Annotated in this window: 22 protein-coding genes and 2 other annotated features; of the genes, 15 read left to right on the top strand and 7 right to left on the bottom strand. The window is 45.4% G+C overall.

The genetic code is table 11. The features are described 5' to 3' along the window. The first annotated feature begins 41 nt into the window (after positions 1-41). The 6 genes from OF158_RS11305 to rplT all read left to right on the top strand — a co-directional run bounded on the left by OF158_RS11305 (position 42) and on the right by rplT (position 6,343). Positions 42-878, top strand: a complete 837-nt coding sequence (locus OF158_RS11305) for a putative sporulation protein YtxC (protein ID WP_014097772.1) — start codon at positions 42-44, stop codon at positions 876-878. A gap of 115 nt (positions 879-993) precedes the next feature. After that, positions 994-1,216 (top strand) — a binding site (T-box leader). A gap of 123 nt (positions 1,217-1,339) precedes the next feature. After that, positions 1,340-3,262 carry a threonine--tRNA ligase gene (gene thrS / locus OF158_RS11300; RefSeq protein WP_035184396.1) on the top strand — a complete coding sequence of 641 codons (1,923 nt, stop codon included), beginning with the start codon at positions 1,340-1,342 and terminating at the stop codon, positions 3,260-3,262. A 111-nt stretch (positions 3,263-3,373) separates the two neighbouring features. Beyond that, on the top strand, positions 3,374-4,627 hold the full coding sequence (locus OF158_RS11295; protein WP_035184397.1) for an MFS transporter: 1,254 nt from the start codon (positions 3,374-3,376) through the stop codon (positions 4,625-4,627). A gap of 399 nt (positions 4,628-5,026) precedes the next feature. Continuing rightward, positions 5,027-5,142, top strand: a sequence feature (ribosomal protein L20 leader region). Positions 5,143-5,213: 71 nt separating this feature from the next. Continuing rightward, positions 5,214-5,735 (top strand): translation initiation factor IF-3, encoded by a 522-nt coding sequence (gene infC / locus OF158_RS11290; protein ID WP_071646874.1) that lies wholly within the window; start codon positions 5,214-5,216, stop codon positions 5,733-5,735. 23 nt (positions 5,736-5,758) lie between these two features. Further along, positions 5,759-5,956, top strand: coding sequence for a 50S ribosomal protein L35 (gene rpmI, locus OF158_RS11285; protein WP_014097776.1), 198 nt, complete (start codon positions 5,759-5,761; stop codon positions 5,954-5,956). Positions 5,957-5,989: 33 nt separating this feature from the next. Further along, positions 5,990-6,343 carry a 50S ribosomal protein L20 gene (gene rplT, locus OF158_RS11280; protein WP_013859897.1) on the top strand — a complete coding sequence of 118 codons (354 nt, stop codon included), beginning with the start codon at positions 5,990-5,992 and terminating at the stop codon, positions 6,341-6,343. A 52-nt stretch (positions 6,344-6,395) separates the two neighbouring features. Here the strand turns inward: rplT and OF158_RS11275 are convergent, their stop codons facing one another. Next, positions 6,396-6,569 carry a hypothetical protein gene (locus OF158_RS11275; RefSeq protein ID WP_014097777.1) on the bottom strand — a complete coding sequence of 58 codons (174 nt, stop codon included), beginning with the start codon at positions 6,567-6,569 and terminating at the stop codon, positions 6,396-6,398. Between the two features lie 105 nt (positions 6,570-6,674). Here OF158_RS11275 and dut point away from each other — a divergent pair, with 105 nt between their 5' ends. The 4 genes from dut (at position 6,675) to OF158_RS11255 (ending at position 10,550) form a co-directional block, all read left to right on the top strand. After that, complete coding sequence (gene dut / locus OF158_RS11270) at positions 6,675-7,127, top strand: dUTP diphosphatase (RefSeq protein ID WP_014097778.1); 453 nt, start codon at positions 6,675-6,677, stop codon at positions 7,125-7,127. A 91-nt stretch (positions 7,128-7,218) separates the two neighbouring features. Next, complete coding sequence (locus OF158_RS11265) at positions 7,219-8,631, top strand: O-antigen ligase family protein (protein ID WP_035184399.1); 1,413 nt, start codon at positions 7,219-7,221, stop codon at positions 8,629-8,631. 426 nt (positions 8,632-9,057) lie between these two features. Then, positions 9,058-9,549 (top strand): lactoylglutathione lyase family protein, encoded by a 492-nt coding sequence (locus tag OF158_RS11260; protein ID WP_035184402.1) that lies wholly within the window; start codon positions 9,058-9,060, stop codon positions 9,547-9,549. A gap of 14 nt (positions 9,550-9,563) precedes the next feature. Continuing rightward, positions 9,564-10,550 (top strand): zinc-binding dehydrogenase, encoded by a 987-nt coding sequence (locus OF158_RS11255; protein ID WP_035184405.1) that lies wholly within the window; start codon positions 9,564-9,566, stop codon positions 10,548-10,550. 150 nt (positions 10,551-10,700) lie between these two features. Here OF158_RS11255 and OF158_RS11250 read toward each other — a convergent pair whose 3' ends face one another. The 4 genes from OF158_RS11250 to queC all read right to left on the bottom strand — a co-directional run bounded on the left by OF158_RS11250 (position 10,701) and on the right by queC (position 15,556). Next, positions 10,701-12,029, bottom strand: coding sequence for a methyl-accepting chemotaxis protein (locus OF158_RS11250; protein ID WP_014097782.1), 1,329 nt, complete (start codon positions 12,027-12,029; stop codon positions 10,701-10,703). 248 nt (positions 12,030-12,277) lie between these two features. Next, positions 12,278-12,832: an NADPH-dependent FMN reductase gene (locus tag OF158_RS11245; RefSeq protein ID WP_035184409.1), complete on the bottom strand. Its 555-nt coding sequence runs from the start codon at positions 12,830-12,832 to the stop codon at positions 12,278-12,280. Positions 12,833-13,891: 1,059 nt separating this feature from the next. After that, a complete protein-coding gene (locus OF158_RS11240) occupies positions 13,892-14,824 on the bottom strand; it encodes a ketopantoate reductase family protein (protein WP_035184412.1) in 933 nt (310 codons plus the stop codon). 48 nt (positions 14,825-14,872) lie between these two features. Beyond that, the gene (gene queC / locus OF158_RS11235; RefSeq protein WP_225620899.1) at positions 14,873-15,556 is read right to left on the bottom strand and encodes a 7-cyano-7-deazaguanine synthase QueC; all 684 of its coding nucleotides are present in this window, start codon (positions 15,554-15,556) and stop codon (positions 14,873-14,875) included. Positions 15,557-15,823: 267 nt separating this feature from the next. Here queC and OF158_RS11230 point away from each other — a divergent pair, with 267 nt between their 5' ends. The 3 genes from OF158_RS11230 (at position 15,824) to OF158_RS11220 (ending at position 17,170) form a co-directional block, all read left to right on the top strand. Continuing rightward, positions 15,824-16,021 carry a hypothetical protein gene (locus tag OF158_RS11230; protein ID WP_013859890.1) on the top strand — a complete coding sequence of 66 codons (198 nt, stop codon included), beginning with the start codon at positions 15,824-15,826 and terminating at the stop codon, positions 16,019-16,021. A 125-nt stretch (positions 16,022-16,146) separates the two neighbouring features. Then, a complete protein-coding gene (locus OF158_RS11225; RefSeq protein WP_035184415.1) occupies positions 16,147-16,482 on the top strand; it encodes a PadR family transcriptional regulator in 336 nt (111 codons plus the stop codon). Continuing rightward, the gene (locus OF158_RS11220) at positions 16,475-17,170 is read left to right on the top strand and encodes a DUF1129 family protein (protein WP_035184418.1); all 696 of its coding nucleotides are present in this window, start codon (positions 16,475-16,477) and stop codon (positions 17,168-17,170) included. The genes OF158_RS11225 and OF158_RS11220 overlap by 8 nt, the downstream gene beginning before the upstream one ends. 450 nt (positions 17,171-17,620) lie before the next feature. Here the strand turns inward: OF158_RS11220 and OF158_RS11215 are convergent, their stop codons facing one another. Together OF158_RS11215 and OF158_RS11210 are read right to left on the bottom strand one after the other, a co-directional pair. Further along, complete coding sequence (locus OF158_RS11215; protein ID WP_035184421.1) at positions 17,621-17,959, bottom strand: antibiotic biosynthesis monooxygenase; 339 nt, start codon at positions 17,957-17,959, stop codon at positions 17,621-17,623. A 10-nt stretch (positions 17,960-17,969) separates the two neighbouring features. Continuing rightward, the gene (locus OF158_RS11210) at positions 17,970-18,329 is read right to left on the bottom strand and encodes a hypothetical protein (RefSeq protein WP_014097789.1); all 360 of its coding nucleotides are present in this window, start codon (positions 18,327-18,329) and stop codon (positions 17,970-17,972) included. Between the two features lie 159 nt (positions 18,330-18,488). Here OF158_RS11210 and OF158_RS11205 point away from each other — a divergent pair, with 159 nt between their 5' ends. Further along, the gene (locus OF158_RS11205) at positions 18,489-19,361 is read left to right on the top strand and encodes a cytochrome b/b6 domain-containing protein (protein WP_035184423.1); all 873 of its coding nucleotides are present in this window, start codon (positions 18,489-18,491) and stop codon (positions 19,359-19,361) included. A 696-nt stretch (positions 19,362-20,057) separates the two neighbouring features. Then, entirely contained in the window at positions 20,058-21,317 is a 1,260-nt protein-coding gene (locus tag OF158_RS11200) for an IS110 family RNA-guided transposase (RefSeq protein WP_226979863.1), read from the top strand. Positions 21,318-21,594 lie beyond the last annotated feature (277 nt).

The raw sequence follows: 21,594 nt of genomic DNA, 5'->3' as shown, positions 1-21,594 counted from the left end.
AAAGCAAACGAGAATGTTTTACCGTACAGGGGGGGCTTGGATTGGAATTCCTGATCAGGGACAAGGATGATGCATTATGGTTAAAAGCCTATTTTGCAAAGGAAAAACGGCGCACTGTGAAAATCCGGGAAGCAGTGCTGCATGGGAAAATACATTATGTTGTGGAAGCGGCCGGCAATAAACAGGAACTGCAGGCAGCCGTTGCAAATTTTATTATGAAGAAAAAAAGAAACGAGTGGATTTGTAACCAACTGAAACAAGCCTATTTTTTTCAGGCGGAAGAAGAGCAAAACCGGATACTCGAAATCGTAGACGGCATGCTGAAAGGAGAGCGGCCGGAGCTGACGGATCTGGCGGGTGAGATCGACGAACGCGCCGCTATTGAAGGAGCGGTCGCACCGCTGGTTGGCGAATCGTGCACATTGCCGCTCGCTTCCGTGCTGACGTTCCGCTTAAAAGGCTATTTTGACTGTCTTGACCGATACATCGGCATTGCGATTGACGAATACAAAATGGAACAGGAATACCAGATTTTTGTGCAAAGCCTTAGGGATTACTTAAAGCAAAAAGAACCAAAAAGGGAAAAAATAAAGCTTTGCCTCGGGGAACAGGTGAAATTTTACAACGGCCAATTCCGGGAAATGACGAGGGAAGAACTGAACGGATTGATTGACCGCAGGCTTCTGTCCAACCACCCTGTCTATATTGACTCAGTCACAATTGCACCGCTTTTATCGATTGCGCCCAGCCGGATTGAAATTTATACGGATACGCCGGACCAGGCTTTGATTCGTACGATATGCAATATTTTTGAAGAACGGGTGGCCGTGAAAAGCCGGATGCATTTTATGCACGATCAATTCGCCGCCAGTGAATAAAAAGGGGGCTTGAACCGGGGGCAAATGCAGCACGGCAACAAAATCAATCGCCATCCCTTGATTTTTTCATTGCAAACTTCTATAATTACTTACATAATCAATTGGAAATGAAAAAGTCAATGTGATGACGAGGACAACAGGATTCTGTTACCGCCTTTCAGAGAGGAAAGCCTCAGGCTGCAAGCTTTCCGGCACGGACAGGATGCTTACCGCCTCCGAACTTCAGTCGTGAACAAAATCAGTAGCGGCTGACGGATATTTCCGTTATCATACTCAAGCCGCGCGTAAAGACGTGCGGAAATGAGGGTGGAACCGCGTGTACAAAACTCGTCCCTTGCCGGGGGCGGGTTTTTTATTTTTTGGCTGTGTTTTCGTGCGGACGTGCTCGTACGGATGCCTGCAAAAAGCAGCCTCGTGCAGGCCGCCCGCGTGACAGCTTAATTTTTAAAGGAGTGGGACATATGGCAGAGATCGTAAAAATCACTTTTCCAGATGGTGCTTTAAAGGAATTTCCATTTGGAACAACAACGGAAGAGATTGCCCAATCGATCAGCCCGGGCCTCAGGAAAAAGGCGCTCGCCGGCAAACTGAACGGCAAACTGCTCGATTTGCGCACACCGATTGAAGAAGACGGCGCAATTGAAATCGTCACCCCTGAGCATGAAGATGCGCTCGGAATCTTGCGCCACAGCACGGCACATTTGATGGCACAGGCTGTCCGCCGCCTGTACGGCAATGTCAAGTTTGGTGTCGGCCCTGCAATTGAAAACGGATTTTACTACGACATGGATCTTGAAGTGTCACTCACGCCGGAAGACTTGCCGAAAATTGAAAAGGAAATGAAAAAAATTGTTGCGGAAAATCTTGAAATTGTCCGCAAAGTCGTATCCCGTGACGAAGCCAGAAAAATGTTTGCACATGATGAATACAAGCTTGAACTGATTGATGCGATTCCGGACGAAACGGTCACGGTTTATGAACAGGGCGAATTTGTTGACCTGTGCCGCGGCGTCCATGTGCCGTCAACCGGAAAAATTAAGGAATTCAAGTTATTAAACATTGCCGGTGCATACTGGCGCGGCGACAGCAACAACAAAATGATGCAGCGCATATACGGGACGGCTTTCTTCAAGAAAGAAGATCTTGAGGCCCATTTGAAATTCCTGGAAGAAGCAAAAGAACGCGACCACAGGAAAATCGGGAAAGAACTCGAACTTTTCACGAACTCGCAAAAAGTCGGACAAGGCCTGCCGCTCTGGCTGCCAAAAGGCGCAACGATCCGCCGCACCATTGAACGGTATATTGTCGACAAGGAAGTCAAACTTGGCTATGACCACGTCTATACCCCGGTGCTTGGCAGCGTGGACCTGTATAAAACGAGCGGCCACTGGGACCATTACCAGGAAGATATGTTCCCGGTCATGAAAATGGACAATGAAGAACTCGTGTTGCGTCCGATGAACTGCCCGCACCATATGATGGTGTATAAAAATACGATCCACAGCTACCGCGAATTGCCGATCCGGATTGCCGAACTCGGGCTCATGCACCGTTATGAAATGTCCGGTGCGCTCTCCGGCCTGCAACGGGTGCGCGGCATGACATTGAATGATGCCCATATTTTCGTGCGTCCGGACCAGATTAAGGAAGAATTCAAGCGCGTAGTCGAACTGATTCTTGAGGTATATAAAGATTTCAACATTACCGACTACTCGTTCCGCCTGTCGTACCGTGACCCGGAAAATACGGACAAGTATTATGATGATGATGAAATGTGGAACAAGGCACAGGCGATGCTGAAAGAAACGATGGATGATTTTGGTTTTGACTATTACGAAGCGGAAGGCGAAGCTGCATTTTACGGCCCGAAGCTCGACGTCCAGGTCCGCACGGCGCTTGGCAAAGACGAAACATTGTCAACCGTGCAGCTTGACTTCCTGCTCCCGGAACGGTTTGACCTGACGTATGTCGGGGAAGACGGTAAGCCGCACCGCCCGGTTGTCATCCATCGCGGCGTTGTCTCGACAATGGAACGGTTTGTCGCTTATTTAATCGAGGAATACAAAGGGGCGTTTCCGACATGGCTTGCGCCGATTCAAGTACAAGTGATCCCGGTATCACCGGATGCCCATTATGACTATGCGCGGAAAGTCCAAGAAGCGCTCAAGGCGGAAGGGGTCCGCGCTGAACTTGATGCCCGCGATGAAAAATTGGGCTACCGGATCCGTGAAGCCCAAGTGCAAAAAATCCCGTACGCGCTCGTTGTCGGCGACCAGGAAGCCACAGACAATGCGGTCAATGTTCGCAAATACGGCGAGAAACAAACGGAAACGGTGCCGGTGGACACATTCCTCAGCAAGATAAAAGAAGAAATAAAACGGTAAAACAGACAAGAAATCACGCACCCTAAAGGACCACAAAAAGGTTTGCAGGGTGCTTTTTATTATATAATAGAGGAAAAAATGGGTTGGCACAGGGGAAGGGGACGGAGCCCAATGCACTTATTTCGGAATCGTCATTTTAATGCGTTGTTTTTTGGCAGGCTGTTCACCAATATTGGGGATAGTGTTTATTATATTGCCATGATGTGGATGGTTTTAAAATTAGGGGGGAACTCGACGGTCTATACCGGATTTGCCGGATTCTTATTTTCGCTGACAGAGGTGCTGAGCTTATTTTACGGCCCGGTTCTTGACAAAATAAATGCAAAAAAATTGCTGGTTACAGCAAGCGTTTTACAAGCCGGCTTACTGCTTCTTCTTGTTGTTTTAAGCAAGTATGGAATCATGAATGTCTGGCTGCTGTTGCTTTCCATCCCGGTTCTTTCGTTTTTATCGGAACTGACTTACCCGTTAGAAAGCGTATTATTGCCGAAAGCCGTGGAAAAGAAAGATCTCGTCAAGGCCAATTCACTCATGTCCATTGCATATAAGGGTTCGGATTTTTTCTTTAATGGGATTGCCGGGTTTATCCTCGCCGCTTTCTCGATGTCGATGGTGCTCGGGATGAATTCGCTTCTTTTTATACTCTCATCCATTCTGTTTTTGTTTTTAAAAGTACAGGTAAAAAGAAGCAAGCAAACCGGGAGCGTACGGGAAGAATGGCAGGCGTACAAACGGGATTTTAAAGAAGGCCTATCGTTTGTCAAACAGCCTTTCATCTTGCAATTATTAATCCCCTTGCTGTTTTTAAACTTTTTTTTCGCAATTGTAATGGTCGTATTGCCTTCTTTCGCCAATACTGCGGGCGAAGGCGCTTCATCCTACGGCATCATGACAGCGGCTTTGGGTTTAGGGGCTTTGGCGGGAGCGGCAGGCGCGGATAAAATCAGCCGGATATTTCCGTTTGGCAAAATATTGGCTGCAGGCTTTTTGCTCTCCGGGTTGTCCTGGCTTTTCATGATTTTATTGAGCAATGTTTCGATATGGTATGTTTATACGCTTATGTTTATTTCCGAGTTATCTATTGGTGCCATCAATGTTTTGTTTTCTGCCATATTTCAGCAATTGCCTGATGAACAAATGTTAGGGCGGGTCAATACCATCAACGTGAGTTTGCTATCGCTTGCGATGCCGGCAGGATCATTGATCGGCGGCGTGATGGCCAAGATCACTTCTGTCCAGCTTACCATGAGCTTTTTTGGAATAGGGTTGTTTGTCCTGGCACTGTTTTATATGGGAAGCGGAAGAATGAGAAAACTGCCAAAAGTTGTGGAGATTGACCATACGTATGTGAAATTAAGTAGATAAAAAAGGAGATAAATGGAAGGTACAACCATCATTCAGAAAAATGGATTGAAACCGGTGGCATGGTTAGGAGGGGAAAATGAAAAATTGATTTACATTTGATCCAATTTCCGTTCATTTTATATAAAATGCCGCTCTCTTGCCTACCGAAAAAAGCATGTAAATAGATGCTCAGGCTTGATGTAAAAGCTTTATTTTTAGAAGCTTTTGTTTCAACAAAGACAAGCATTTTCATTAAGCACTTCAGAGAGGAGACCAAAAAAACACTTGCGATTTCTCTGCCGTTTTGATAAAATAACGCATGTTGAGCCAAAAAAAGTTAAACAGATTTTCCGGGATTCTTGCAAATTGACATGGATACGGTAAAGTGATACAATAATTGAGTGAAATTGAATATAAGTTTGTGAAAAGAAGGAGCAGCCCGCTTCTCACCTGTTGACGCAATGGTGCAGTTGTCAGGTATCTATCAATGATCGTGATCATAAGCGCGGGTGTGTTCCCTGCGCTTTTTTTCGTGTGCAGTACGTTCAGGGCTTTTTCGCAAGCGAAATATTCACACGTTTGTTTGAAATTATCTTGGAGGTGGCTCATTATTAGCAAAGACATGATGGTGAACGAAGGCATTCGTGCCCGCGAAGTCCGTTTAATCGGCCAAAACGGCGAACAGATGGGAGTTAAATCCCGGAACGAAGCATTGGAGATTGCGGCACGTGCCAACCTTGACCTTGTACTTGTTGCGCCAAACGCAAAACCGCCTGTTGCCCGCATCATGGACTACGGAAAATACCGTTTCGAGATGCAGAAAAAAGACAGGGAAGCACGGAAAAAGCAAAAAATCATTAACGTAAAAGAGGTTCGTTTGAGCCCGACCATCGAAGAACATGACTTTAATACAAAACTCCGCAATGCCATTAAGTTTTTGGAAAAAGGCGATAAGGTAAAAGCCTCGATCCGTTTTAAAGGCCGCGCCATTACCCATAAAGATATCGGGCAGCGCGTCCTCGACCGGTTTGCAGAAGCATGTGCCGAAGTCGCCACGGTCGAATCCAAACCGAAAATGGACGGACGGAGCATGTTCTTAGTGCTCGCACCAAAAACAGAGAAGAAGTAACGTCAACTTAAGGAGGACTAATCATGCCAAAAATGAAAACACACCGCGGCTCTGCCAAGCGTTTTAAGAAAACCGGCTCCGGCAGCCTGAAACGTTCCCACGCTTACAGAAGCCATTTGTTCGCAAATAAAGTGACAAAACAAAAACGCCAGCTGCGTAAATCAACGCTTGTATCCGAAAGCGACATGAAACGCATCCGCCAAATGCTCGACAATCTGTAAGAAAACAAAGCTTTCAATTAGGAGGAAAAGATTATGCCACGTGTAAAAGGCGGTACAGTTACCCGCAGACGACGCAAAAAAGTTCTGAAATTAGCCAAAGGTTATTATGGTTCAAAACATACATTATTTAAAGTTGCCAATCAGCAAGTGATGAAATCCTACATGTATGCGTATCGCGACCGTCGCCAGAAAAAACGCGATTTCCGCAAACTGTGGATTACCCGTATTAACGCTGCGGCAAGAATCAATGGCCTTTCCTACAGCCGTTTGATGCACGGTTTGAAACAGGCAGGCATTGAAGTGAACCGCAAAATGCTTGCCGACCTCGCTGTGAACGATGCACAAGCATTTGCCGAACTGGCAAACAAAGCAAAAGCAGCATTATAATCAAAAAACAGAGCTTCCGGCATGCCGGGGGCTCTGTTTTTTAAAAAAAGCATTATAAATTTTCCGTCTGCTGTCTGATTTCTTCCTGGTTCAAAGTTTCGTTTGCAGCTTCCAAATTGGCATGTTCGTCCACTGACTCGCCCGGCTGAAATTCTTTTTGGTCGGATGCGATTGTCATTTCAGGCTCTGCCGGAATTTTTGGCATCTTTTTCGTCATTTTAACCAAGAATAGTCCCCCTTCTGGTAAAAAATTTCCGGATTCCCCGGAAAAAAGTAAAAACCTGTTTTAGTTTGATATAATCATGGAAGAACTATACGAGGAGCGATTTCAATGGATGATGTCTTAAAAGTAAAATTATTGCATCCTGATGCACAACTGCCGCAAAGGGCCAATCCTGGAGATGCAGGGCTGGATTTATATTCCATCGAAGAAAAAAACATTGCGCCGGGGGAAGCGGAACTGATCCGTACCGGCATTGCCATCGAGCTGCCGCGCAGAACAGAGGCGCAGGTCAGGCCGAGAAGCGGGCTCGCTTTAAAACACAGGGTCACCGTTTTAAACAGCCCGGGTACGATTGATGAGGGGTACAGAGGAGAAATTAAAGTCATTTTAATCAACTTTGGAAAGACGCCATTCAAAGTTGAAAAAGGGATGCGAATCGCCCAAATGATTATCGCACCCGTTATGTCTGTCACCGTAAGCGTTACGGAACAGTTAGCAGAATCCGAAAGAGGGGAAGGCGGATTTGGGTCCACCGGGATTACCAAAATAAATGAAAAATAAAATTTCTTTTCGTGAGATTTTTTCAACGAAATTTAATCTGTGCATGGTATAGTGGTTCCTGAGCAATTAGATCCGAATAACGAGGAATCCTATGAACAGTTTAATACACTTTATAAAAGAGCATGCATTTGAACTGGCTGCAGTATTGTGTTTTGCGCTCCCGCCTGTTGGTCTGTTTATCATGCTTGTATTCAGCCTTTCGGAACTGTACAGGCATATCAAAAATAAACGGTTGTTTTCATCTTCCCCTGTCTCCTTTTTCTTTCTCTGTCTTTTGGTAGCAACCACCGGGGCGGCTGTGCAAATGGGAGAACCGCTCCTTCTTGCTGAAAGCTTAAGGATTTTGTTTTACTGGGGAATTTTCCTTAAAATTATGGGCAGCGGAACAAGAGGCAGATTCAAGCAATTCCGCTGGATCGTAATCGGCTGTGGCCTTTATGGTATTTTCATTGGCTGGCTTCCAAAAATGCTGTCGGATGATCCAGTACTGGCATTTCTGACCGGCACGGAGCTGTTCGGTTTTAAACATTACAACAGATTAATCGGCAGTACTTACAATCCGAATTTCACGATGTTCCTGCTACTGGTCGGGATTTCATTTCTGTTTGTGGAGATGCTGAAAGACGCGGGCAAGAAAGACTGGAAAAACATGAGCTGGAAATGTATCCCGCTTTTTTTCCTTAGTAAAGGCGTTTTTGATACTGGATCACGGGCCGGTTTTATTTCAATGATATGCATTTATTTTATTTTCTTTTTCAGATGGAATAAATGGATTTTTGGAGGCGGGCTTCTGTTTCTGGCGCTCGGAGCAGGCAAGCTTGCGGCGGTCATCCCGAGAGTTCATTCCATTGAAGGTTCTCTAACGGGCAGGGAAAAGATCTGGTATCATTCCTATAAAATTTTTGAAACCCACTTTTTGTTTGGCACAACACCACTTGGTTTCGGGAAAGTATATGCCAGCCTGTTCCATAAAAATATTTACCACGCCCATGATATTTTTATCGGTTTTTTTGTCGAATACGGGGCAATTGGCGGTATTGCTTTTCTTGCTGTATTAGTCATGGGGATGTTCAAATTGGGCAGATTATTTTTCATAAAAAGAAATTATCGTTACTTGAACATTTTTCTGCTCAGCCTGCCGGTAATCGTCCTGACCGGCTTTCTCGATGAACCAGTTTTCTCGCCCCAAATCGGGATGCTGGCAGTAGTGCTTTTATCCTACTGGGAGTGGTATTCAAAGCGAATGTTTCAGCCGCATGTCGCGTTTTTAAACAGGCTAAACGTCAAACGCAACGTATTAAAACGGCAGCTTCCCAAACCGGAACTGCAGTCTATCAGCCGGGCCATCACGGGAGAAATAAAAGCGATTGAATCCGTGGTCCATGAAACGGCAGAGCCATTTGAAATCTGCAAAAAAGAAGTCAGGAACAATCGGGGCAAACCGGACGAAAAAACGCCGGACAAAGAGCTGAGTGATAAAACACCGGATAAAGAAAACGAATAGAGGGACAAGCATATCTGTCGTGTGAAGTGGCACTGCATGATCAAACTTGCTTTCCAACAGGCAAAAAACGTCCCTACAGATGTTTTCAGGAGCGTTTGCAGATTTGCCGGCTAGCTGTTCAAGATAGGTTGAGGATGAGAAATCCGTTCAAAGTGGAAAAAAGGTTACGAATTGCCCAAATGACGATCGCGCCCTGGAAACGGTTAGCTGAATCCAAAAGAGGGAAAGGCGAATTCGGGTCCACAGAATAGGCTGCGGGAGAGGACATGGACCGAGCCATTTCTAAACGGATTGGAACCGGTAAAAGAATGAAAATGGGCCTGCGTAAATGTTCAAGAACAGGATCAAGAAAAAATGCGTCTCATTTTTAAAATGGATTGTCGCATACTATACTAGTATAGTAACCAAAAAAAGAGTGATAAAAAAATGACGTATCCACGATCTTTTTCACATATCGGCCTTTCCGTTCCTAATTTGGACAAAGCCGTTCAATTTTATACCGAGGTGATGGGCTGGTACGTGATCATGGAACCATCTGAAATTAAAGAAGACGACAGCGCCATTGGCATCATGTGCAAAGATGTTTTCGGCTCTGGCTGGGGGTCGTTCCGCATCGCACACTTGGCAATGGGCGACGGAACAGGTGTTGAAATGTTTGAGTTCAAAAACAATGAAACACCTGACAATAACTTCGAGTACTGGAAAACGGGCATTTTCCATTATGCCGTCCAGGATCCGGATGTAGAAGGCCTCGTGGAAAAAATAAAAGCGCACGGGGGTAAACAACGGATGCCGATCCGTGAATATTATCCGGGGAAAAAGCCTTACCGGATGGTTTACTGCGAAGATCCGTTCGGCAACTTAGTGGAAATTTACAGCCACAGTTATGAATTGACATATTCAGAAGGCGCTTATTAAGGAGGAACCGGAAATTGAAAGGATGGCTTATCGGGAAACCTGCAAGCATTGACGACCTCACATGGGGAGAAGTGCCGGATCCTCGTGCAGGTGAAGGACAGCTTGTTGTGAAAGTGATGAGCACCGCTTTAAACCCGGTTGACTACCAATTGATTGAATCCGGCAATCCGAACTGGGTGTATCCGCATATAACCGGTGTCGATCTTGCGGGGGAAGTTGTTGAAGTTGGCCCGGATACGTCTGGTTTTAAAACAGGTGACAGGGTGGCATGCCACACCGATTTGAACCGGAAAGGGGCATTTGCACAGTTTGCGGCCATTGATGCAAATGCAGCCGCAAAAATCCCTGATGGCGTTTCTTATGACGAAGCGGTAGCTGTGCTTTGTGCCGGGATGACCGCATATCAGGCAGTGGTGCAAAAATTAAACCATACTGACAAGCAAACGATTTTGATCCATGCCGGCGCCGGCGGAGTTGGCGGATTTGCCATTCAGCTCGCGAAAGAACTCGGGTTAAAAGTATTCACCACCGCTTCCGCCGCCAATCACGAATGGGTCAAATCGCTCGGTGCAGATACAGCGATAGACTATCATACAGAAGATGTCACAAAAAGAATCATGGAAGAGACGGACGGGGAAGGGGTGGACCTGATATTGAACACTGTCAGTTTCGCCGAAGCGACCGAAGATTTGAAGCGGCTCGCTTTTTCCGGCCAGCTCGCATATATTGCAGGCGCCCCGGACTTATCCGGCATAAAGCCGTTCACGCTTGCGCCATCGATTCATGAAGTCGCCCTCGGTGCAGCCCATGCGAGCGGCTCCGTCCGGGCAAAGCAAAACCTGGCTTTTATGGCGGATGAATTGATGCAGCGTGTGAAAAAAGGGACGCTGAATCCGATGGTCAACCAAGTGCTCCCGCGTGAGGAACTGCCGGCCGGTTTGAAAACCTTAAAAGGCCGCCACGTACGAGGAAAAATCATTGTCAGAATGCATGAAGCATGATTCTAAAAGCGCCCGCTGCCGGACTTGCGGGTACCCCAAGCGGGAACATTCCTGATTTTTGCCGGATTTGATCCATTCCCATTCAAATATGAACATCAAAACAGGCAGTGTGGTCACATCTTGCATGTTGATCACACTGCCTGTTTATCGTCAGCTGACTTTAAATTTATTCATTTCGGTATCCAGCTTGCCAGCCAGCTCTTGCAATTCTTTCGCTGATTGTGAAATAATCTCTGTAAAGGCCCGCTGTTCCTGGCCGGAAGCAGACATCTCTTCGGAACTTGCCGCAAAATTTTCAACTGTAGAAGTTATCTCCTGAATCCGCTTCGAAATTTGTTTTGATTTTTCGTTGATCGTTTCAATCCCTTCTGCGGTATGCTGAAAACTGCCAACAATGTTGCTGTAAGTATGTTGAATCTGATGAAAAGCAGCTTCCGTTTTGTGGAACGCATCTTTTTGTTCATGTATAAAGGCGTTTGCTTTGCTAATATTTTCAACAGCTGCATTCGACTTTTTCGTTGTCGTGGCGATCAGGTCTTTAATTTCCCGGGCTGCTTTTGATGATCCTTCCGCCAGTTTGCGAATTTCGCCGGCAACAACCGCAAAACCTCTTCCGGCATCCCCGGCCCGGCTCGCCTCAATGGAAGCATTCAATGCAAGCAGGTTCGTCTGTTCTGCAATGGAAGTGATAACATTGACAAATGCCTGGACCTGGTCGATCATCCCGCTCAGTTCTGTAATAGACTCGTTTGCCGTCGCTGTGATTTCAATATTTTGATCTATTTTTTTGAACTGATGGTCAATCGTATTCTGCCCTTCTTTTACGGCGTCAAGCGAAGCAGCTGCATGTTCTGCCCCGTTGGCAGCTTCCTGCGTAATGGTTTCAATGAGATTGACCACCTCGTTTAAAGTTTTATTGATGTCATGGACGGTTTCTGACAGCTGACTGTTCCCTTGCGCAAATTCATCAATGGAAGAGGCTACTTGATTGATAGATTGAAAACTTTCTTCCGTTCTTTTTGAGAGGGTATCCGTATGGGTAGCGACCTTTGATGAAAATTCCTTCAACCGTTTGGCCACTTCTCTTAAAGAGATTCTCGTTTGCCTGAGCGCCCTGGCAAGCTTGCCCGTTTCATCCTGAAAAGACTGAATTTTATCGAAAGACCCATTTTCTTCCCGTAAATCAAGTGCCGCTGTCTGTTCTGCCAGTTCGGCCGTTTGCAGGATCGGTTTTGAGATTACCCTACCCAGTATGTATGAAAGAATGATACCGATGATAAGGGAAATGAAAAGACCGATTAAAACATTTGTCGGTATGATTGCGATTCCGGCCGGGGGCACGTGGTTTCCGGTGCCGCTGTTTCCCTTGCCGATATTTCCGTAAACCGATGCCCCAATATTAATGGCAATCACAATCACAGAGTTGAGCACTGAGAGCATAATGATCTTGAATGAAATCTTTTTAACATTCTTTAACATAACGTTCCTCCACCATTTAAATCTGTATGTAGTATAGAAAAAAAGACTTAAAAAAGATTTAATCTTTTTGTTGCTTGCGGAATCCCTAATAAATTGATCGGCAAAAGGAGAAAAATTTTAATGGGGAAAATAAAATAAAGTAAAATTTCCCCCTGCTTTTAAACAATCAAGGAAAGGCCCAATGACGAAAAACAGCGGGAACCCTTTGGAAAAGGGATCCCGCTGTTTTTCAGCTTCCGATGGGTACATCAGCCTTTGTATTTTTTAATTAAATCAACAAATGCATCTGTAAATGATTGCAGGAACCGGACTGTGCCTTCATTCACAATTTTTCCGTTTTCATCAAACAGTGCAGTAACATTGCCGATATAAGCTTCAGGCTGCTGGAGGATTGGCATGTTCAGACAAACAAGCGACTGGCGCAGATGATGGTTGGCACCAAACCCGCTTAAGTTTCCAGGGGATTGGCTGATAATCGCCGCCGGTTTCCCATCCCATATACTTTGGCCGTACGGGCGCGAACCAACATCGATTGCATTTTTTAACACAGCCGGGATGGAGCGGTTGTATTCCGGTGTTACAAACAGCACCGCATCGAGCCCTTTTACTGTATCCCGGAATGTCGTATACTCGGCCGGAACCTGGTTATGGTCATCAAAATCCTGATTGTATAAAGGGAGCTTTCCAATCTCGACAAATTCCGTTTCATACCCTTCAGGAAAAAGGTTTGCTACATTTTCCGCAAGTTTTCTTGAAAAAGATGCTTTCCGCAAAGAACCGAGCAAAATTCCAACTTTTGTCATTCTATCGACCTGCTTCCATTTATATTTTATGCTAGATCATGATAAGAAAACCACTCCGGAAAGTCAAAATTTCTGCTTGCTATGTTGATATGTGCCATTCAAGCCAGCTGGCGGTTTCCGGATGTTCTTGGTGACAACCACAAGCAATCGAAGGTCAATGATTGTTCCCGGTTTTTTGTTCCCCGATTAAAGTATTGACCAGTCTTCCTTATGGTAATCAAAAATAAAGGACCGATTTTGCCCAAACATTTTCGGTTTTAACGGGATGGTCCACGAGGCAAATACAAAACGCCTTGCCCTTTAGGTTTCACGCATTCAATCAGCAGACGAAAGTAGTCACGCTTCATTCTTCTTGCGTACCGCGTTCTTTGCAGCAAGGACGACGAATGAAGGAAGACGGCAATTATCCATGGAACCTTCATGTAGCCGTGCGTGATTCTGGCAAGTCTCGTTGCCTTCTGCTAACGCCATGTTCTTTGCGGCATGGGCATCTACGTAAAGGAAGCGGGGGAAATTGAGGGTCTTTCTTCACATAGAGTGCGTCTACGTTAAGGAAGCGTGGAAAAAAGGCAGCCTTCCTTCACATAGGGCGCGTCTACGTTAAGGAAGCGAAGGAAAATGGTCCTCTTCTTTAACCTAGAGCCCGTCTACGTTAAGAAAGCGTGGAAAAAATGAGTCCTTTCTTTACATAGAGCGCGTCTATGTTAAGGAAGCGAAGGAAATTGAGGTTGTTCCTTAACATAGAGCATGTCTACGTTAAGGAAGCGCAGAAAAAAGAAGGCCTTTCTTAACATAGAGCCCGTCTACGTTAAGGAAGCGAGGAAAATTGGGATTGTTCTTTCACATAGAGCCCGTCTACGTTAAGGAAGCAAGCAAAAACGAGGCTCTTCCTTCACATAGAGGACCTCTAAGTTAAGGAAACGCAGAAAAAAGTTTCCTTTCTTCATATAGGGCGCTTCTATGACTGCCTTCCCTAGCCTCCATCTACAAACAGCAGGCAATTGTATGCCATACCAAAAAGGGAGCTTTCCTGAAAGCTCCCCTTTTTGGTGATCCGTGTCAATGTACTGCGGTATAAGTGCTTTCGATTTCCCGGATGCGCCGGTTCAGTTCCTCGTTAACCGGAACTTGAACGCCGTATTTTTTGCCGAGTTTGATGACGGTTCCGGAAAACAGGCCGACTTCGCTGTACCGTTTTGCCTCCACATCCTGCGCCATTGACGGCTTACCGGCAGGGCTCAGGTTTCCGACCACTTTCAGCCAGTAACGGAGATCTTCTTCCGTAAGCGGAAACCCTTCTTTTTCGGACAATGCCTCAACTTCCCGCATGGCGGCAATCATCATCTCGCGTGCAGGGCCGTCTTTTTGGATTTCGCCGTAATTGCTTTTGTAAACGGCGACGGTCTGGTTGACGCCGACATTGAGCATGAATTTGCCCCAAAGCCTTTTCATCATTTGGGTATCGGCTTCGTATGGCAAATCCGTTTGCTCAAAGAAGCGGGCCACTTTTTTCATTTTGTCCGAAAAAAGGCCCGGCTCTTTTTCGCCGAAGCAAAGCATGCCCATATGCGCATATGTCAGCTGGTTTCCGGTTTTGACGGCATCCATCCCCTGGGCGACACAGTATAACATTTTGTCCATTCCATATGTACGGCCAATGATTTCTTCGCTTGAGATCCCATTTAAGGCAGACAAAATCACCGTATCCGGCCCGACATGTTGTTTGACTGCTTCAACTGCCTCGTCCAGTCCGTTGAATTTGACCGTAAAAAGCACCAAATCTGCCGGCTCCACTGTTTCTTCCGGTGTGACATAATGAAAGTGGCATTTTTCGCCGTTACAATAAACGCCTTCCCGCTCATATCGTTCAATGCGCTGTTGGTCAGCGATGATCCGCAAGTTTTTCGCCGGCATTTTTTTCGATAAATGATGCCCGAATAAAATACCGAGCGCGCCTAACCCAATGATCGATACTGTTTTGATTTCAGCCATTCCCCCGCCTCCTTTTTTCATTATTTTACCACAATTCCAACGAAATCGTCATTCAGACTGCCCGTTCCGGATGGCCAGGTATTGCTCCAGCCCTCTTTTGCGCAATTTGCACGCCGGGCATTCCCCGCAGCCGTCAGCGATGATGCCATTATAGCAGGTCAGCGTCTTTTCACGGACAAAATCAAATGCCCCGAGTTCATCCGCGAGCGCCCATGTTTCTGCTTTGTTACGCCACATGAGCGGGGTATGAATGACAAACTGCTGGTCCATTGAAAGGTTCAAGGTGACGTTTAAAGATTTGATGAAAATATCGCGACAGTCCGGGTAACCGCTGAAGTCCGTTTCGCACACACCGGTTACGATATGCCTTGCGCCGATTTGGCTGGCAAGCACCCCGGCAAAAGAAAGAAACAGCAAATTCCGCCCGGGCACAAACGTATTCGGAAGCTCCCCGTCTGCCCCTGCTTTCACGGTAATGCTTTCCCTCGTCAGCGCGTTCGGGGCGAGTTGGTTCAACAGCTGCATATCCAGAATATGCTGCTTTACCCCGAGCTCTTCCGCTATATTCTTTGCACATTCTATTTCAAGACGGTGGCGCTGCCCGTAATCGAACGTAACGGCTTCCACTTCCTGAAACTTTTTCTTTGCCCAGAAAAGGCAGGTGGTGCTGTCCTGGCCGCCGCTGAAAACAACGACTGCTTTTTCTTTTTTCATTGATAATCGTCCTTTCACACAAAACAGCACCGAAAAGGGATGCTGTTTTCTTAGTTTTTTAGAGAGGGTTTTCTAAAAACCTCTTCCATAAATGAAGGATTCTTCCCAATTGATTATACCATGGAACAGGCGCCATCTTTTAAAGCATCCGTTCTTTTTCGGAGTACGGCATTTTTCACATAAATGCCATAAACAACCGGCTTTGCTATGATCCAGATCACAGTCATCGGCCGGACCGTTTTTTAAGATAATCATAGTGATTATCTTTATTTGGGAGGGACGGCTATGAAACGATATGTACAATTATTTTTCATGTTTGCGGTGACGGTGCTCATTGTAATGGGCATCCAGAAAGGGCTGAGCACACTGAATGTGTTGAACCTTGAAAACTTTTGGGCTAATTATGTCGTATTTTTGATTTTAGCCTATATGATTCTGTCCTTTTTCCTTCATTATTTTTCCAAGCGAAAAAAGCAATCATAAAATTTTTCCAGCGGTTAGCCTGCCGCTGGATTTTTTTATTGTTTTTTGCTATTTTGCATTGCAAAGTAGTTCATTTTTTGATAAACTAACTTGCATAACAAAGTAGTTGAAATGGGGGTGGAGGGATGTCCATTCGAAGCCAGTTACTGAAAGGCATTTTAGACGGCTGTGTGCTGGCTGTGATTGAAAAAGAACCGGTTTATGGCTACATTCTTTCAAAAAAACTTCAGCAATTAGGCCTCCAGGAAATTAGCGAGGGGACGCTCTATCCGGTTCTGTTACGCCTGCAAAAGAACGGCTGGATCCATGGAGAGATGCAGCCATCCGATTCCGGGCCGAGCCGCAAATATTATGAATTGACGGAAAAAGGAAAATCCGCGCTAGATGAGATTACAACAGAGTGGCAGCAAATCGCAGCCCCTGTAAATCTTTTATTGAAAGGAAGAAGTGAGGATGCTTAGTGTAAAACAGTTGATTGAGGAAAACAACCGTAAACGGCAGGAACTGGCACCTGAGAACAAAAAATTTTACAACGATATGCTTGACTACCTTCGCCTGCAAACCGTTTTGTCCGAGCAGCAAACAGAAGAAGTGCTGATGGAACTGCTTGACCATCTGCTCGAAGGCCAGAAAGAAAACAAGACAGCTGCGCAAATGTTCGGCGGTGACCCGAAAGCATTTGCCGACGAAATCATCAGGCAGCTGCCGAAAGAAAACAAACGCAATATGGTTTCTTTTACAATCAGGATAATGATCTTGCTTTTGGGGATTGATTTGGTCATTAATGGCATTACTGCTTTTGTTGTTGAACGGTTCTTTTCCAGACCTTTGCCGCCGTTTTATCCTGTATCCGCGGCCCTGAACTTTTTCATTGCCGGGCTATACGTGATCTTTGCCATTTGGTATATCTTTCGTATCTTGAAAAAAAGTTTGTTTAAGGAAGAGACAAAAAAGGTGCAAATCCTAACTTTTTTGAAAATAGATGCCGTAATCTTTGTTTTTCTGGGCGGCGTTATTTTGCTGGATAAATTCATGCCGAAAATCGGCCCGTCCTTTTCTTATCCGTGGTGGTTGCCGCTCGTTTTAGGTGTGGTGAGTTTAGGGGTTTACTATAGCTGGGAGAAAGCAGCAAAGTCCCGGGGGATATAGTTCTAGCGTGCAATAAATCTGTTGTTCAAAAGCCCGTGTGCGGTTTCGCCACGGGTTTTGCATGCGCCAACTATGTTGCACGCAATTGTGCGTAAAGGTATTGCAAAAAAACAGCGGGGACTGTGAAATATCTTCTTTCAGGGAGATGAAAGACAAAATGGTCGGCCAGGATTCTTGAACTGTCTTTCAGCGGGTGGATGAAAGACAGTTCGAGAGGCTGCGATCTTCTAAATGTTCTTCACCGGGTGGATGAAAGACAAAATGCTGGTGCGGCAACTAGCAAAATGTCCTTCATCAGATTAATGAAGGACAAAATGCGGGTCGGCCTATCTATTTGGCGTTCAGTCTCATTTTTTCTCCGTTCGGCTACTTGGGGCTCTGATTAGAATTGGTTCGCCAGCTTTTTATTAAAAGGGCTTACAGCCGGCCTTCCCTTTTCGCTCGAGTTTTTCACTCGGAAATTTCTGCTTTTCCTGCTGCTTTTTTCGCCGCTTTCACTTCATACATGCCGAGTTCCATATTGAGCATATAGTCCGGTTTTGACTTGCCGCGGTTTGCCCTATGTCCTGCGATATGGACATCGCTCTTTTCCCACTGTTTCCAGTGCGTTTCTGATTCCCATGTGATCATGACAATCACTTCTTCTTCGCCGCGCCCTTGTTTTTTCTGCATGATTTTTATATCAACAAAGCCTTCCTGTTGTTCGATGATTCCCGGTTTACTGAATCGTTCGATAACCTGATCTGCATGTCCTTTTGCTACCGTCATTCTTCGTAATTGTACAAACATAAAACCTTGTTCACCCCTCTTTTTCTTCTTTGTCCGGTTTTTCTTCGTTATCTGATTTTTCTTCCGCGCCGGCTGCTTTCTCTCTGATTTCCTCTTCGCGGATTTCAAACAGCTCTGTAAATTCGTTGATGACCATTTCGATTGCCTTTAACTCGCCGACAATCACCGGGTTAATGGATTGCAGTTCCGGTGTTGCAAGCTGCTCTTTCAATGTGTTCCGCTTGATGTTCAGCCTGTTTAGAAACTCGATTGCCCTTCCACGGCGGAATGTTTTCGCACCGTGATGATGGTGTTTTCTTCTGCCATGTTCCTCTTCACCCGGATGGCAAGGCCCTTCAAATTTTCCTCCCGGTCCAATTGATGATCTCATATATGTGCTCCTTTCTGTATACAGTTGTATACACAAGTAATTGTATACGGTTGTATACGTTTTGTCAAAGGTTGTTTTGCAAAAAATTATGTTTTTAAGTTGAATTTAAGAATATGGCACTATATTTTTGATATCAAATGTGCCGGGGTGGAGCTGAAGATGAAAAAAAATTATGCTAAATTTGCCATTGATTTGTTCATGGCGATCATGTTTGTTTTGTTCTTTAACAAAAATGTTTTAGGCGGACTTGCGTACCATGAAATTGCAGGGCTTGTGTTCGGCGTCGTGTTTTTGACGCATGTCTGCCTGAATTTAAACTGGGTAAAAAATGTTACGCTGAAAATGTTTGACAAAAGGTTACCGTGGAAAGCGCGCGGGAGTTACGCGCTCAATCTGTTGCTGCTGATTTCCATGTGTTTCATTATTATCAGCGGCATCATTATTTCACGCGTTGTTTTTCCGAACATCAACCTTGGAAATGAAGGCTGGTTCAAAACAACACATATTTCCGTTTCTTTCCTTGTGCTGATTCTTGTTGGCGTGCATGTCGGGCTGCATTGGCATTGGGTGGTCAATGTATTTAAAAGGATGGTCCATTTCAAGGCGAAAAACAAATGGGCAGGTTATGTTGCAAAAGTCGCCGCTACCCTGATTCTTGTGTTCAGCTCCTGCGAAATCATACAAACAGGGTTCCTGAACCGCATGGCAAGCGCCGCCTCTATTTTTGGCGGAAGCACGGGCAACAGTGAAATGGAAGGGCATCACGATTTTAATGGCAAAAGCGGCCAAAAATCGGATTTTACAAACGGGCAAAGGCTGGATTTCACGAACGGGCAGAAACCGGCTTTTGCAAATGGAAAGAAGCCAGATTTTGCAGACGGTGACCGCAGGGGAGGAGGGGATCATGACGGTGGCAGCGCGAATGTCTTGACTGTCCTTCTCACATATACAGGCATCATGTCCGCATTTGTTGTGCTCACTTATTATTTGAGAAAACTCACGGTAAGGAAGAAAAGAAGAAAAACGGCTTAACACGGAAACACCGCCGGTTTGCGCGCCGGCGGTGGAAATGTTTTACTGTGAAAGGGGAGCGGATAGTGGAAAAAGGTGATCTCATCCGCAAAATGGCAAAGATGGAACTTGAGGAAAGCCAAACAAGGCAGGCAGCCCTAGATTAGTATCCATTCCCGTTCCTGACTTGGACCGCTATATGAAAGCGCGGAAGCTTCACGGAAATTTGCAGACGAGTGGAATGAAAAACTCCATGCATTCGACCGAAAAGCCCTCCAACTCGTTGAAGAAAGCCGCCGCGATGTGACAGGGCGATGAAGAAGCTCATGGAAGCCGGGGACAGGAGTTTAACGGGTAGTTCTTCGCACAGGAATACCAATGCTGAATTTAGCAGGAATCATCAGGGGTGAGAGGGTAAAACCTTATTGTTTATAGTGCTGGCAAATGCTTGTAAAGGTTATAAGAGATCATCTGTTAACTCAAGGTTCCTAAACGATGCTATTATTTCCTCTATGTTTAACAAAAAGTTCTCTCACTCAAGTTTTATAATTCTTATAAAGGGAACTGATTTATAAGGAGCATTCCTGTTAGAAGGACTTTCGGGGACTTGAACAAAAAGAGCCCTCCTGGTATGATGCGGGGTGTCATCTCACAACGAATGACCCCTAATTTGTAACCAAGGAGGACTCCATAATGGATTTTAAACAAAATTAGAAAATTAATCAAGTCACCGAACAAACACTTGTAGTGGGAATTGATATTGCCAAGCGTACACACTACGCTTGCATTGTAGATGACCGTGGGCGAGTGCTCCAAAAATCATTTTCTGTGCCCCAAGCAGGAAATGGATTTGAACTGTTCTATCAGCGCGTTTTAGCCGCAATGAAAGAACACGAGAAATCGGAAGTCATTGTGGGAATTGAACCCACAGGGCATTACTGGCTCAATTTGGCCTACTTTCTTGAGGAAAGGGGTATTCCCTTGGTCATGGTAAACCCTATGCATGTAAAGCGATCAAAGGAGTTGGACGACAATTTGCCAACCAAGCATGACCGCAAAGATGCATTGGTTATTGCCCGTTTAGTTAAGGATGGACGTTTCAGTTACCCACGTATCTTAAAAGGCATGGAAGCCGAACTTCGCGTTGGGTCGACGTTCAGAAGTAAATTGACAGAGGAATTAGGGGCTGTCAAAAACATGATTATTCGTTGGTTAGATCGCTATTTCCCAGAGTTTGTACAGGTGTTTCCGTCTTTTGGGAAGATGGCTTTAGCTGCACTTGAATGCACACCATTTCCAAGTGATCTTTACCAGAAACAGCCCGATGAAGTTCTATCCCTTTTTCGTAAGGTTGAGGGGCTAAAATCCCCTCAAAGACCAAAAACAGTCCGTCTTATTGAAGTCGCGGCTGGCTCTATCGGAGTAACAGAAGGACTTGAGATGGCCCGTATTGAAATTGCCACACTTGTCCGCCGTTACCATCAGCTAGAACAAGATATCGAAAGTATTACAGGGCAGTTAATTGAACTTGTAAAAATATCTGCAGAGTACGAATGGCTATCAACGGTACCAGGGCTTGGAGATACAACGATTGTCGACTTATTAGCTGAAATCGGAAGCTTTTCACATTATCAAGATCCACGCCAATTAATTAAACTCGCGGGATTAACGTTACGTGAAAACTCCTCCGGTCTGCACAAAGGGCAAAAACGCATCTCCAAAAGAGGCAGAAGAAAACTGCGTGCCCTCCTTTTCCGGGTAATGATGCCGATGATTCGCCATAATGAAGCCTTTAGAAAGCTACATGAATACTACACATACACAAACCGTCAGGTTAATCCGTTACGCAAGAAACAATCCATTGTGGTTCTATGCGGTAAGCTATTAAAAGTGTTACACGGAATTAGCACGAAGCACAAACCGTTCGACGCACAGCGAATGATGAGGGATATTCCTGGTCTCGCAGAGGCTGAATAAGGCCTCACATCCTTAGTAAGAGCTAGACAACAGGATGACACGGAGAAGCTGGCACTATTTTTTCCATTCGACCTCGAGTCCCTAAAGGAGCTTCGCTAGCCTCTGCCTTATGACTAGACCGAACGAAGGAATGTAGGCACACAGATGCCCAGAGACATGGGAGGGTACGTCATCATAAGTTACGCAGAGATCCATTGTGCATCGTATAATTTCCTATCACTACTTCCCATTATTATCCAGTAGTGACCGCGTAGCGTACCCGTATGTTGGAATAGTT

The sequence above is a fragment of the Weizmannia sp. WK01 genome, assembly GCF_025905465.1.
Classification (GTDB): domain Bacteria; phylum Bacillota; class Bacilli; order Bacillales; family Bacillaceae_C; genus Weizmannia; species Weizmannia faecalis.
Note: the sequence above shows the minus strand (reverse complement) of the source record. Positions and strands in the feature narration are given on the sequence as shown.

Bases quoted from the DNA above. Each gene is read 5' to 3' on its own strand.
- thrS (WP_035184396.1), top strand. From the start codon at position 1,340: ATGGCAGAGATCGTAAAAATCACTTTTCCAGATGGTGCTTTAAAGGAA.
- OF158_RS11295 (WP_035184397.1), top strand. From the start codon at position 3,374: ATGCACTTATTTCGGAATCGTCATTTTAATGCGTTGTTTTTTGGCAGG.
- rpmI (WP_014097776.1), top strand. From the start codon at position 5,759: ATGCCAAAAATGAAAACACACCGCGGCTCTGCCAAGCGTTTTAAGAAA.
- rplT (WP_013859897.1), top strand. From the start codon at position 5,990: ATGCCACGTGTAAAAGGCGGTACAGTTACCCGCAGACGACGCAAAAAA.
- dut (WP_014097778.1), top strand. From the start codon at position 6,675: ATGGATGATGTCTTAAAAGTAAAATTATTGCATCCTGATGCACAACTG.
- OF158_RS11265 (WP_035184399.1), top strand. From the start codon at position 7,219: ATGAACAGTTTAATACACTTTATAAAAGAGCATGCATTTGAACTGGCT.
- OF158_RS11260 (WP_035184402.1), top strand. From the start codon at position 9,058: ATGACGTATCCACGATCTTTTTCACATATCGGCCTTTCCGTTCCTAAT.
- OF158_RS11250 (WP_014097782.1), bottom strand. From the start codon at position 12,029: ATGTTAAAGAATGTTAAAAAGATTTCATTCAAGATCATTATGCTCTCA.
- OF158_RS11245 (WP_035184409.1), bottom strand. From the start codon at position 12,832: ATGACAAAAGTTGGAATTTTGCTCGGTTCTTTGCGGAAAGCATCTTTT.
- OF158_RS11240 (WP_035184412.1), bottom strand. From the start codon at position 14,824: ATGGCTGAAATCAAAACAGTATCGATCATTGGGTTAGGCGCGCTCGGT.
- OF158_RS11230 (WP_013859890.1), top strand. From the start codon at position 15,824: ATGAAACGATATGTACAATTATTTTTCATGTTTGCGGTGACGGTGCTC.
- OF158_RS11225 (WP_035184415.1), top strand. From the start codon at position 16,147: ATGTCCATTCGAAGCCAGTTACTGAAAGGCATTTTAGACGGCTGTGTG.
- OF158_RS11220 (WP_035184418.1), top strand. From the start codon at position 16,475: ATGCTTAGTGTAAAACAGTTGATTGAGGAAAACAACCGTAAACGGCAG.
- OF158_RS11215 (WP_035184421.1), bottom strand. From the start codon at position 17,959: ATGTTTGTACAATTACGAAGAATGACGGTAGCAAAAGGACATGCAGAT.
- OF158_RS11210 (WP_014097789.1), bottom strand. From the start codon at position 18,329: ATGAGATCATCAATTGGACCGGGAGGAAAATTTGAAGGGCCTTGCCAT.
- OF158_RS11205 (WP_035184423.1), top strand. From the start codon at position 18,489: ATGAAAAAAAATTATGCTAAATTTGCCATTGATTTGTTCATGGCGATC.